This is a genomic window from Umezawaea sp. (genome assembly GCF_036375055.1).
In the GTDB taxonomy this organism is placed as follows: Bacteria; Actinomycetota; Actinomycetes; order Mycobacteriales; family Pseudonocardiaceae; genus Umezawaea.
The window spans coordinates 81,444-92,289 of the sequence record NZ_DASUSQ010000107.1; the positions used below are offsets into that span (position 1 = coordinate 81,444).

Annotated in this window: 13 protein-coding genes and 1 pseudogene; 4 read left to right on the plus strand and 10 right to left on the minus strand. The window is 72.2% G+C overall.

Annotation, left to right across the window (positions count from 1 at the left end):
- Window positions 1–88: 88 nt before the first annotated feature.
- From folE to VFZ92_RS27605, 3 genes are all read right to left on the minus strand, one after another.
- Window positions 89–676 (minus strand): GTP cyclohydrolase I, encoded by a 588-nt coding sequence (gene folE / locus VFZ92_RS27595; RefSeq protein WP_330878962.1) that lies wholly within the window; start codon window positions 674–676, stop codon window positions 89–91.
- Between the two features lie 52 nt (window positions 677–728).
- Complete coding sequence (locus tag VFZ92_RS27600; protein ID WP_330878963.1) at window positions 729–1,094, minus strand: 6-carboxytetrahydropterin synthase; 366 nt, start codon at window positions 1,092–1,094, stop codon at window positions 729–731.
- Between the two features lie 151 nt (window positions 1,095–1,245).
- Window positions 1,246–1,884, minus strand: coding sequence for a response regulator transcription factor (locus VFZ92_RS27605; RefSeq protein WP_330878964.1), 639 nt, complete (start codon window positions 1,882–1,884; stop codon window positions 1,246–1,248).
- A gap of 478 nt (window positions 1,885–2,362) precedes the next feature.
- Here VFZ92_RS27605 and VFZ92_RS27610 point away from each other — a divergent pair, with 478 nt between their 5' ends.
- Window positions 2,363–3,526 carry a hypothetical protein gene (locus VFZ92_RS27610; protein WP_330878965.1) on the plus strand — a complete coding sequence of 388 codons (1,164 nt, stop codon included), beginning with the start codon at window positions 2,363–2,365 and terminating at the stop codon, window positions 3,524–3,526.
- Window positions 3,527–3,863: 337 nt separating this feature from the next.
- Here VFZ92_RS27610 and VFZ92_RS27615 read toward each other — a convergent pair whose 3' ends face one another.
- Together VFZ92_RS27615 and VFZ92_RS27620 are read right to left on the minus strand one after the other, a co-directional pair.
- Window positions 3,864–4,499 carry a response regulator transcription factor gene (locus VFZ92_RS27615; RefSeq protein WP_330878966.1) on the minus strand — a complete coding sequence of 212 codons (636 nt, stop codon included), beginning with the start codon at window positions 4,497–4,499 and terminating at the stop codon, window positions 3,864–3,866.
- 313 nt (window positions 4,500–4,812) lie between these two features.
- On the minus strand, window positions 4,813–5,196 hold the full coding sequence (locus VFZ92_RS27620; protein ID WP_330878967.1) for a hypothetical protein: 384 nt from the start codon (window positions 5,194–5,196) through the stop codon (window positions 4,813–4,815).
- Window positions 5,197–5,606: 410 nt separating this feature from the next.
- Here VFZ92_RS27620 and VFZ92_RS27625 point away from each other — a divergent pair, with 410 nt between their 5' ends.
- From VFZ92_RS27625 to VFZ92_RS27635, 3 genes are all read left to right on the plus strand, one after another.
- Window positions 5,607–5,990: a hypothetical protein gene (locus VFZ92_RS27625; protein WP_330878968.1), complete on the plus strand. Its 384-nt coding sequence runs from the start codon at window positions 5,607–5,609 to the stop codon at window positions 5,988–5,990.
- Window positions 5,991–6,057: 67 nt separating this feature from the next.
- Window positions 6,058–7,077 (plus strand): aldo/keto reductase, encoded by a 1,020-nt coding sequence (locus tag VFZ92_RS27630; RefSeq protein WP_330878969.1) that lies wholly within the window; start codon window positions 6,058–6,060, stop codon window positions 7,075–7,077.
- 104 nt (window positions 7,078–7,181) lie between these two features.
- Window positions 7,182–8,027, plus strand: coding sequence for a patatin-like phospholipase family protein (locus VFZ92_RS27635; protein WP_330878970.1), 846 nt, complete (start codon window positions 7,182–7,184; stop codon window positions 8,025–8,027).
- 69 nt (window positions 8,028–8,096) lie between these two features.
- Here the strand turns inward: VFZ92_RS27635 and VFZ92_RS27640 are convergent, their stop codons facing one another.
- The 5 genes and pseudogenes from VFZ92_RS27640 to VFZ92_RS27660 form a co-directional block, all read right to left on the minus strand.
- Window positions 8,097–8,420 carry a hypothetical protein gene (locus VFZ92_RS27640; protein ID WP_330878971.1) on the minus strand — a complete coding sequence of 108 codons (324 nt, stop codon included), beginning with the start codon at window positions 8,418–8,420 and terminating at the stop codon, window positions 8,097–8,099.
- 119 nt (window positions 8,421–8,539) lie between these two features.
- Window positions 8,540–8,821 carry a DUF1918 domain-containing protein gene (locus tag VFZ92_RS27645; RefSeq protein ID WP_330878972.1) on the minus strand — a complete coding sequence of 94 codons (282 nt, stop codon included), beginning with the start codon at window positions 8,819–8,821 and terminating at the stop codon, window positions 8,540–8,542.
- A gap of 45 nt (window positions 8,822–8,866) precedes the next feature.
- Window positions 8,867–9,535: a CBS domain-containing protein gene (locus VFZ92_RS27650; RefSeq protein WP_330878973.1), complete on the minus strand. Its 669-nt coding sequence runs from the start codon at window positions 9,533–9,535 to the stop codon at window positions 8,867–8,869.
- 154 nt (window positions 9,536–9,689) lie between these two features.
- On the minus strand, window positions 9,690–10,223 hold the full coding sequence (locus tag VFZ92_RS27655) for a flavodoxin family protein (protein ID WP_330878974.1): 534 nt from the start codon (window positions 10,221–10,223) through the stop codon (window positions 9,690–9,692).
- A gap of 34 nt (window positions 10,224–10,257) precedes the next feature.
- Window positions 10,258–10,846, minus strand: a pseudogene (locus VFZ92_RS27660) (GAF domain-containing protein); the annotation flags it as partial.

Consider the following 10,846-nt stretch of genomic DNA (forward strand, 5'->3'; position numbering starts at 1 on the left):
TGGTGGCGTGTCCAGGTGCGTGGTCGGGGCACGGGAGGGAGCGGCGCCACCGGCCTGGCGCGGCCGGTCCGCCGGGTGTGCCCCCGGATCAGGGACGGGCGAGGGAGAGCAGTTCGCCGCGCAGCGCGCTGTCGGTGGCGAAGGCGCCGTGGTAGGCCGTGGACGTCATCAGCGCGCTGGCCTTGATGCCGCGCATCGTCATGCAGAGGTGCTCGCCGCGGGCGATGACGGCGACGTCCGGGGTGCCGGTGATGGTGGTGATGTCGTGCGCGATGTCGGCCACGAGCCGCTCCTGGACCTGGAGCTTGTGGGCGTGGCGGTGCGCGACGCGGGCGAACTTCGACAGCCCGAGCAGGTGCCCGGTCGGCCGGTAGGCGATGGTGACGGCCGCGTTGAACGGCAGGAGGTGGTGCTCGCACAGCGACCAGACGCGGATGTCGGAGACGATCACGAGCTGGCTGGTGGTCGTGGACTCGAAGAGCGTCTCGACGGTACCGGGGTGGTAGTCGACGAACTCTCGCCACCAGCGGGCGAAGCGCTGGGGGGTGTCCCTGAGCCCGTCGCGGTCGGGGTCCTCGCCGATCTCCTTGAGCAGTTGCCGCGCCACGTCGACGAGCGGGTCCTCGTCCGGTGGTTCGGCCAGGTCGATGATGTCGCGTCCGGCGTGGGTCGTCATGGTGGCGTGGAGCCTCTCTGTGCCGCGGGATCCGGGGAGTGGACGGCCGGTGTCAGGGTCGGTACTCGGCCCAGGTCTTGGGCGTTTCGGACACGCGGGTGGCGGTGAGTTCGGGGTACTCGGCGGCCCACTGGTCGAACATCCAGACCGCCATGTTCTCGGCCGTCGGGTTTCCGGGGACGATGTCGTTGAGGTGCTGGTGGTCGAGCGTTTTGTCGAGCCACGTCTTGAACGTCGACAGGTCGCCGTAGTCGCGCACGAATCCGGTCGGCGTGAGGTCGTCGACCGTGGCCGCGGAAAGCTCCAGTTCGACGACGTAGTTGTGCCCGTGCAGCCGTGCGCATTGGTGGCCGTCGTGCAGTCCCGTGAGTTGGTGACTGGCCGAGAATTCAAACTTCTTGGTGATGCGCAGAGGCATGGATTCCGTCCCTCTCGACGAGGAGATATGCGATTCACATCGATGCAAAACCGATCATGCTCACGTCGATCGGGAGACGGAACGTCCGTCCGGACGGACTTTTCGTGCAGGCCGTCGCCATCGATTCACATATCAGCGGATCCGAGGGTGGTCAAATATAGCCTTCGCGCACGGCGAACGCGACCGCGTGTGCCCGATTCCTCAAATGCTTGCGCCTCATCACGTCGGACAGCACGCCCTTTACCGTTCGCTCGGACAGCGAGAGGCGTTCGGCGATCTCCCTGGTGTCGAACCCCTCCGAGACGAGTCTGAGCACCTCCAGCTCCCGCTCCGTGGGGACGGCCTCGGCCGAGATGCTCTCGCGCCTGCCCCTGCGCGAGCCGCGGGCCTGCGCGGACAGGTGGGACAGCATGTTCACCGCCGAGTCGCCACCACCGCGGAACACGCTCCGCACCGCTTTGACCAGGCGTGCGGGGGTGATGTGGTGGAGGTGGACCACGCTGCGGGCACCCAGGCCGCGCACCATCTCGACCTGCGGTTCGTCGAGGTCGCCGACGACGAGCACGACCCGTCCGCCCATGTCCGCGACCAGCGTCCGCAACCGGACCACGGCGCCGGCGTCGAGGACGTCGACCAGGACAACCCCCACGCTCCACGCGCGGTCGGCGTCCGACCGACCGGCTTCGTCGAGGACGACCACGTCGGGCCGGTCCTCCAGGAACTCGATGACACCCGCGCGGGACAACGGGTCGCCGTCGTACACGACCACTGGGATTCTGTGCGTCGACATGCGGTGATCCTTAACGCTGGACAGGACTCCAGAGTAGCTTCCGCATACCGCCGGGGCTCCAATCGAGACGCCTGGCGGAAACCTGCCGACATTGGGCAGGCAAGGGGTGTTACAGGGAAATGCCCTCACCACCGCGAATGGCGTCCACCTGCGAATACCCAAAGCGTGGGACCCACCATCGCACAATCCGCACGCCCCCTTGCGGCGATCGCCCGGATCCGATATGGCCGGAGTGCTGTCGAGTAGGGCGGGCGTTTCCCCACCCGAATGGGCGTATTGTTGCCACAAGTGGGCGGAACTTCTTCGGTGACCATCGCCACAGATGAATTCCCAGCCATCGGAACCCTGCACGAAAAGTCCGTCCGGTCGAACGTTCCCCCTCCCGCCCGGCGTGAGCATGATCGGTTGCACACCGAGCGGACCACCGACCGCGACGGGCTCCGCGACAGCCTCGAACGAAGACGAGGAGTCGTCCTGCATGAACATCCTCACCGAGACGCACCGGTGGCGCATGCGCGCCGGGTACTCCTGGGACCAGAGCGAGAACCCGCGGCTCGTCGCGCTGCGCAGCGCGGTCGACACGCGGCTCCGACGCGCGACGTCAGCGGTGTCGGAGGCCGATCCGGACGGCCCGAGCATCGGGTACGCGGGCGTGCACCACGGCGTGGTGATCCGGCAGCTGCTGGAGCAGCGCCGCGAGATCGGCGGTGTCGCGACCACCGACCGCCGCGAGCACCTGCTGGACCGGGGGCGGCTGTTCCGGCCCGGCGGTCTGCCGGACGCCGACCTGGTGGCCGTGAGCGGAACGGCCGCGCAGATCGGTTCCCTGCCGAGGGACAGCGCCCTCGTCCTGCCGTACCGGATGCACCTGTCGGTCGACCTGACCGGCGACGGCTCCTGGCGGCGCGGGGTCTCCAAGCGGGAGCGCCAGTGGTTCAACGCCCTGCGCAACAGCCGCGAGGTGGCGATCGACGTCGCCACCGACGAGGAGTCCTTCGACCTGTTCTACGACCGGATGCACGTGCCGACGATGGAGCTGCGGCACGGCGAGCGGACCCGCAACGAGACCAAGGCGCGGGCGCACGAGTGCCTGTTCCGCCGGGGTCTGCTCGCGTTCGCCGTCGTCGACGGGCTGCGGACCGCGGGCGTGCTGTGCCACCGCAGCCCGGACGGCTCCGTGCTCACGGTGCGCCTGCTGGGCGTGCGCGACGGGAGCCAGGTCCACCACGACGACGGGGCCCTCAAGGCGCTCTACCACCTGCTGCTCGGGTGGGCCGACGACAACGGCTGCTCGCGCGTCGACTTCGGCGCGGTGGAGGCGTGGATCAGCCAGGGCATCTTCCAGTGGAAGCGCCGGTTCGGCCCGACGATCACCGTGGCCCCCAACCACAACGGCAGGCTGCGGGTGTGGTGGCGGGCCAACCGGGACACCCCCGCGGTGCGGGACTTCCTGGTGGCGAACCCGGTGTTCGAGCTGACCGACGACCTGCGACCGCGAGCGGTGTACTTCCACGACGACTCCCGACCGGCTCGCTACGACCTGTCCCACAAGTGCGCGGGCAACGACGACGTCCGCGCCGTGCACCTGGACCAGTTCCTGGCGGGGCTGCCCACGGTGCTGGCCTCCGGCTCCGGCCGGTGACGCGCCGCGGGATCAGTCCCCCCGCTCCACCGGGCGGGGCTCGGGCTCGACAGGACCGTTCACCGTCGGTGACGGTTCGTCGACGGGCCGAGCGCTCCGCCTGGTCGAGAAGTACAGCGCGAGGTCGTCGAGCATTCGGCCGATGTACGGGCTGAACGACAAAGCCACCTCCGCTCGGCCGGGGCCGCCCACCTCGAACAGCGTGGTTCGGGCCCCTTTACCCCTGCGATTCGGGATGACGGGACATCGCCATTCTCACCGAAGCGGGCCTGCCCGAAAATGTAAATTCGGACGGTCTTTTCGTGCAATTCCCGCGACGCGGCTCCCCGGAGGCGGATCAGATGTAGCCCTCGCGCACCGCGAACGCGACCGCGTGCGCCCGGTTGCGCAGCCGTCTGCGCACCATCACGTCGTGCAGCACGCCCTTGACCGTGCGCTCGGAGTACGCGAGCTGGTCCGCGATCTCCTTGGTGTCCAGGCCCTCGGCGACGAGCCGGAGCACCCCCAGCTCGCGCGGCGTGGGCTCGGCGGCGGGCGGCAGCGACGTCCCCGTCCGCCGGTGCGCGCCCCGCAGCTGCGCCAGCAGCCGCGCGAGCAGGTCGGACGGCACGTCGCCCTCGCCGCGCGCCGCGGTCTCCACCGCCCTCACCAGCCGCTCCCCCGTGGCCTGGTGCCGCCAGACGACGCACTGCACCCCCGCGTCGAGCACCATCTCGACCTGGAGCTCGCTCAGCTCGCCGGTCACCAGCACGACCTTCTGGTTCGTGCTGAGGACGAGCTTGCGCAACCGGACCACGCCGACGGGGTCCACCCGGTCGTCGAGCACGACCGCGACCCCGTTCGCGCGGTCGGCGACGGCGACGTCCTCGTCGAGCACCACCAGCGAGCGCTGCTGCTCCAGGAAGCCTGCGAGGCCCGCTCGGGACAGCGGGTCACCGCCGTGCACGACGACCGCGATTTTGTGCACAACCATGAGAACAATCCTTCGGGCTGGGCCGCCACGCACTCCGAAACAGACAAACACCCCGCAGGCCCACCAGGTGGACGCGCGGGGCGAACACAACGAATACGCGACGGCATAGCGGAGCGTAATGCGACTGTAACGGGACACTTCGACAGTAGCGACAGGTACTAAACCGGTCAAGTAACCGTGATGGGGAGGAATCGCCCGCTTTTCGGACACGGAGGTGCCGGTGACGTGCCGTGTCCGACCCGGCCCGCACCACCCGTGGGCGGCGCGCTGTGACGCACGCACCAGGGCGCGGCACGGGCGCGCGCGACCCGCCTCAGGCGGCGCCGACCGGAGCCGGGTCCTCGGGCAGCCGCCGGCCACCGCCGCGGTCGTCCGTCGCGAAGCGCGCGGCGAGGTCGGGGACGCGCAGGAGGCGCGCCGGCGCGGTGACGGTCCGGAGGGCGTCGACCGCGCGCCGGGTCCCCGGCACGGCCGGGCGCAGCAGGCGCGGTTCCACCTCGCCCTGGATCGCGTCGACGAACGGCCGCGGCACCCGGTCGTGGTTCGCCGGCGCGGTCGGCAGGTCGTCCGGGTGCCGGTTGACCTCTCCCGCCAGGACGTGGGCGCCGACAGCGCGCCGGAGGCGCCCGTCCCGCTGCAAGCGCGCGGTGTCGCCCACCAGGACGACGCTCCCCCTCGACCAGGTGTCGGCGCGCACCTGGACGACCTCCTGGGAGTGGAAGAACGGGCTGGCCCCACGCGTCGACGAAGCGCTCGGTCCGCCACCCCGCGTCGCGGAACCCGTCCGCCCAGAACTCCTGCCGCCGCCGCACGGGCGCGCGGTGGACCGCCGACGCCTCCTCGGACTCCCTCGGCACGAAGTACACCCGCGTCTCGGTCGGGTCGTGGCTGCGGCGCGTGATCTGGCGGCCACCCGGAACAGTGCGGGTGTCGCGGACGAGGACCCGCGGCGACCGCGTCCGTGCTCCCCCGGTCATGACCACCCCGGAATCCCTCTGTGAGTGATTTTCAGGGTTGCCCCGTCAGCGAGGGATTGTTGAGCAGCCGTCGCCCTGCTGGCACTTCCGCGCCAAGAAGGACCTCCTCGCCGCCGTGGCGGAGGCGGCGATGGCGCCCCACGCGGCGCAACCCCTGCCCGTGCCCGGCGACGACTGGCGCGAGTGGTTCCGGACAGCACCCGCAGCGTCCGCCGCACGCCGCCGCCGCGCCGCGACGGCGCGAGGCTGCACGCGGGCACCACGCCCACCGCCGACCTCGACCGGCTCCGCCGCAAGCTGGAGTTCCTCGTCACGCCTGCCCGAGCAGCACGCGCGGACGGCGCTGGCCGCGGGCCGCTTCACGGTCGGCAGCGTCCTGGAGGAGCAGGCGGACCCCGGTCCCGACGGCGGCGCGGACCTGCCCGCCGACCTCTCGCCGGTCGGCCACGGCTCGGCGTTCGAGGCGGGCCCCGGCCTCCTCGCGGACGGCCTGGCGCACCGCGCCGGCTTGTGACGGCCTCCCGACGGCCGATAGGGTCGCCGGGCGTTGGATCGCTTTCCCCCCAAGGTAAGGATCTTCGATGGCACGGCTCGGTCGCACCGACGTCGACGTCTTCCCGCTGGTGCTCGGCGGCAACACGTTCGGGTGGACCAGTGACGAGGAGAACTCGCACCGGGTCCTGGACGCCTTCGTCGCGGGCGGCGGCAACTTCATCGACACCGCGGACAGCTACACCTCCTCCGTGCCCGGCAACTCCGGCGGCGAGTCGGAGACGATCATCGGCTCGTGGCTGGCGGCGCGGGGCAACCGCGACAGCGTGGTCATCGGCACCAAGGTGAGCCGGCACCCCGAGTTCAAGGGACTCGCCGCCCCCACCGTCACGGCGGCGCTGGAGGCGTCCCTGGTCCGGCTGGGGGTCGACCACGTCGACGTCTACTACGCCCACTTCGACGACCGGAGGACCCCGCTCGCCGAGACCGCCGCCGCGTTCGACTCCCTGCACCGAGCGGGCAAGATCCGCGTGGTGGCCCTGTCGAACTACAGCGCCCCGCGGATCCGGGAGTGGCTCGACATCGCCCGCCGCGAGGGCTACGAGCCGCCCGCCGTCGTCCAGCCGGACTACAACCTCGTGACGCGCCGCCGCTACGAGCGCGAGATCGCTCCCCTGCTCGCCGACGAGGGGATCGCCGCCGTGCCGTACTTCGCCCTGGCGAGCGGGTTCCTCACCGGCAAGTACCGCGAGGTCGGCCCGCTCGGCAGGGCGGCGCCGTACTTCGCGGTGATCGGTGCCCTCCTCACCGGCAAGAACCGCAGCAACAGGCAGGAGTTCGGCGAACGGCTCCGGCGGGTCCTGGCGAGCCGGTACTTCACCGAGGCCGGGTTCGCCGTCGTCAAGGCCGTGGAGGACGTCGCGTCCGCCCGCGGGGTGGCGATGTCGACGGTGGCCATCGCCTGGCTGCGCGGCCGTCCCGGTGTCGTCGCGCCGATCGCGAGCGCCCGCACGGTCGACCAGCTGCCCGCCCTGCTGGCGTCGGCCGAGTTCGAGCTCACCGCGGAGGAGACGGCGGCGCTGGACGAGGTGTCGGCCCGCGTCGGGTGACCGGTGGGCCGTCACCCCCGGTCGACCCCCGGCGCAGAACGGCGGAGTCCCCGCAGGCAGCGACCGGTACGGGCCCGCGACGCCCGTGCCGGCATCGTGGAGCCGTGGACGACGAGGAACGCGCGGTGGTGCTGGGCGGTGGCGGGGTCACCGGGATCGCCTGGGAGATCGGTCTGGTGCACGGGCTGGCCGAGGCGGGGGTGGACCTGACCGGGGCCGACCTGCTGATCGGGACGTCGGCGGGCTCCGTCGTCGCGGCCCAGCTCGCGGGCGGCACGCCCCTGGAGCGGCTGTACGCGGACCAGCTGCGCCCGCCGCGCGACGAGATCGCGGCCCGGCTGACCCGCGGCATGGTGCTGCGCTACGCCGCGGCCTACGCGCTACCGGGCACCGGGCAGCGCAAACGCGCCCGTCTGGGCCGGGCCGCGCTGCGCGCGCGGACGGTGTCGGAGGCCGAGCGACGTGCGGTGTTCGAGGGCAGGCTCGCCCAGCGCGGCTGGCCGGAGCGCGCGCTGCGGGTCACGGCCGTCAACGCCGAGGACGGCTCGTTCGCGGTGTTCGACCGGGACAGCGGGGTGCCGTTCCTCGACGCCGTCGCCGCGAGCTGCGCCGTGCCGCTGGTGTGGCCGCCGGTGACCATCGACGGCCACCGCTACATGGACGGCGGGATGCGCTCGCTCGCCAACGTCGACCTGGCCGCGGGCCACGAGCGGGTCGTCGTCCTCGCGCCGATCACCAGGGGGTTGAGCCGCGCCGGTCGCCCGGACGTCCAGCTCGCCGCGCTGGACGCGCGGTCGATCCTGCTGAGCCCGGACGACGCGGCGCGCGCGGCGATCGGCGGCAACGTCCTCGACCCCGCCCGACGAGCCGCCGCGGCCGAGGCGGGCCGGGCGCAGGCGGCGGCGGTCGCGGAGGCCGTGCGGGCGGTGTGGGACGGGCCCGCCCGCTGAGCGCGGCGCGGAAGGGCTCCCGCGGGCGGAGCGGTGCCCGCGGGAGCCCTCCACCCCCGGTCCGGTCGATCACACGATGGCCAGGGCGCAGGCCGCCCCCGCCACCAGGAAGCGCACACCGGTGGCCATCAGCGCACCCGTGCAGGCGACGGCGGCGTTCGGGGTGCCGATCGCCGCCGCCGCGGAGCAGATGGAGATGCGCAGGTTGCTCGGGTAGTAGTTGCTGTTGATGAGGTGGTCGACGCACTCGCCGACGCCGAGGGTCGTGACCTGCTCCCGGCTCGGCGGGACCGGGGCCGGAGCCGCTTGCGCGGGCGCGGCTCCGAGGGTGACGGTGATCGTGGCGACGAAACCGACGACCGCGGCGGCGAGGAACTTCCGCATGCGTTGCACGTGATCTCCTTGGGAACGTGCCGGTGACCCGAATCCGGTTGGTCTCGGGCGGGTGGTGCTGCCGCCGAGCGTCACCGAAGCACGTGGGAGATCTGCCAAGGAAGTGTTGTACCGCCTGCTCAGCGCGGGTGTGGTGCGCGGTCCGCATCGGTGGAGCGCTGGACCGCGCGGGCCCGCGCCGCCACCCGCGCGTCCAACTCGGCCAGCTCGGCGGCGGTCACCACGTGCGCGTCGGGGCCGGGGTAGACGAGCGCCTCGTGGTTGGTGTCCAGCCAGCGCACGACGTAGGGCGGTCGGCCGTCCGACCGCCGGACCCCCACGATCACCCCCCTGCGCGCCGACCTGTCCGCGATGGGCTGTTCGACGAGCAGCCAGTCACCGGTCTCCGCGTGCATCCTCATCCCCTCCTGGTGCTGCCGCTCTTCCGCTCTTCCGTCGAACGGGGTTCAGTACCCTGGCTCCAGGCCCGAGTCGACCTTGATCGCCGTGTCGTCCCAGCCGTGCGCGAGGTCGGACACGACGTCGACCACTCCCGGCACCGCGCGGACCAGGCGCTCGGCCAGCTCGGTGTCGGTGCGGCGGTCCAGACGTCCCCGCACGGTCACGACCCCGTCGTCGACCCGAACGTCGACGGTCGCCGGATCGACGAGCAGGACGCGGTGGAACACCTGCTCCAGCACCTCGGAGCGGATCTGCCCGTCGTCGCGGAGGAACAGGCCGAGCAGGTCGCGGCGGGCGACCACACCCGCGAGCGCCCCGGTGGCGTCGACCACGAAGAGCCTGCGCGCGCCCGACCTCGCCAGCTGCCGCGCGGCGGCGCTCACCGGCGCGTCGGGGGCGATCGTCATGACCGGCGTGGTCATCACGTCCCCGGCGACGACACCGAGGGCCTTGCGCCACCGTTCCTTGCGGGCCCGGTCGACCAACAGCCCCGGCGGCGGTTCGGTGCCGCCGCGGAACTCCTCCTCGGGCAGCAGGTCCGCCTCCGACACGACGCCGATGGGCCGATCGCGGTCGTCCACCACGGGCAGCGCGCTGACCCCCCGGCCGTCCAGCAGCTCGACCAGCTCCCTGAACGGCGTGGCGGCTCGGACGGCGACCACGTTCCGGGTCATCACCCGGTCAACACTCGGTTCTCGCACCACGACCTCCGTCGACGGGACCTCCTCCCCAGTGTCGGCGGACGGGCTCGGCTGGTGCAGTGGCGAAAGTCCGCGGAACGGCAGCGAAGGTCCCGCGGGCGGGTCGCACGCGGCTCACCGACGGTCGTCAACTCCCCCGCACGTGCCTGCGTGCCGCGTGCGCCGCCGCGAGCTTCGCGCCCCACCGCTCGGCGCGCTCGACCTCGCCGTCCCTGAGCGGGCCCGGTGTGCCGGTGACGAAGAAGCTCTCGGACCGCACGAGCATCGGGAAACCGAGTCGGCGCAGCGTGCCGAGGGCGCGGCGGGCGGCGGAGCCGGGCACCAGCGGGATCTTGACCCGCGTGTCGAAGGCGGTGACCGCCGCGGGCGTGCCGAGGGGCCGCAGGGAGTCCAGCCACTCGCGCACACCGATCCCGGTGGACACGACCTCGCCCGCCGCCCGGTCGGCGGCCGACCCGCGGGTGCTCGGTCTGCTCAGGCCGAACGCGTGGGTGGGCGCGCCGACCACCAGCAGGTCCACGTCGTCGGGCAGGGTGGTCGGTGCCGCACCGACGTCGACGACGTCCACCTCCCCCGTCGCGGCGATCCCCCTGGCCACGGCGTTCGCGACCTCCCCCGTGTTGCCGAACATCGACTCGTAGACGACCAGCGCTCGTGTCATCGCACACCTCTCGTCGGGTCTCCCGCGTTCGTCGCCCGACGATCTCCTCCGCACCGGGACCCGCGCCCGCGGTGACGACCAGCTCGCCCTCCTCCGACAGCACGATCATCGAGGAGTGCGCGCCGGTGAGCTCCACCATGCGCTGGGCGATGAGCCGCAACGCGTCCTGCGCCGACGCACCGCCCAACAACTCCGAATTGATCTCCGCGGGGTCGCCTCCAACCACCGCTCCCGCATCCGCGACCGCTCGAACAACCGCGCGTTCTCGATCGCCACCCCCGCCGCCGCGGCCAACGCCTGGAGCACCACCTCGTCATCCGGCGTGAACCCCGCCCCACCCCGCTTCTCCGTCATGTACAGGTTGCCGAAGATCTCCTCCCGCAACCGGACCGGCACACCCAGGAAACCGTGCATCGGCGGATGGTTCGGCGGGAACCCCACCGACGCCTCGTGCTCACCCAGGTCGAGCAGCCGCGACGCACGCGGATCCTTGATCAACAACCCCAGCAGCCCCCTCCCCCGCGGGAGGTGCCCCATCCCCGCCCGCGTCTCGGCGTCGATCCCCTCGTACACGAACGCCGACAGGTCGTCCCTGGTCCCCAACACACCCAACGCCCCGTACC

Coding starts and splice junctions, on each gene's coding strand:
- VFZ92_RS27625 (WP_330878968.1), top strand. CDS start 5,607: ATGGCGCCCCACGCGGCGCAACCCCTGCCCGTGCCCGGCGACGACTGG.
- VFZ92_RS27600 (WP_330878963.1), bottom strand. CDS start 1,094: ATGCCTCTGCGCATCACCAAGAAGTTTGAATTCTCGGCCAGTCACCAA.
- VFZ92_RS27605 (WP_330878964.1), bottom strand. CDS start 1,884: ATGTCGACGCACAGAATCCCAGTGGTCGTGTACGACGGCGACCCGTTG.
- VFZ92_RS27655 (WP_330878974.1), bottom strand. CDS start 10,223: ATGACACGAGCGCTGGTCGTCTACGAGTCGATGTTCGGCAACACGGGG.
- folE (WP_330878962.1), bottom strand. CDS start 676: ATGACGACCCACGCCGGACGCGACATCATCGACCTGGCCGAACCACCG.
- VFZ92_RS27610 (WP_330878965.1), top strand. CDS start 2,363: ATGAACATCCTCACCGAGACGCACCGGTGGCGCATGCGCGCCGGGTAC.
- VFZ92_RS27645 (WP_330878972.1), bottom strand. CDS start 8,821: ATGAGGATGCACGCGGAGACCGGTGACTGGCTGCTCGTCGAACAGCCC.
- VFZ92_RS27650 (WP_330878973.1), bottom strand. CDS start 9,535: ATGACCCGGAACGTGGTCGCCGTCCGAGCCGCCACGCCGTTCAGGGAG.
- VFZ92_RS27630 (WP_330878969.1), top strand. CDS start 6,058: ATGGCACGGCTCGGTCGCACCGACGTCGACGTCTTCCCGCTGGTGCTC.
- VFZ92_RS27615 (WP_330878966.1), bottom strand. CDS start 4,499: ATGGTTGTGCACAAAATCGCGGTCGTCGTGCACGGCGGTGACCCGCTG.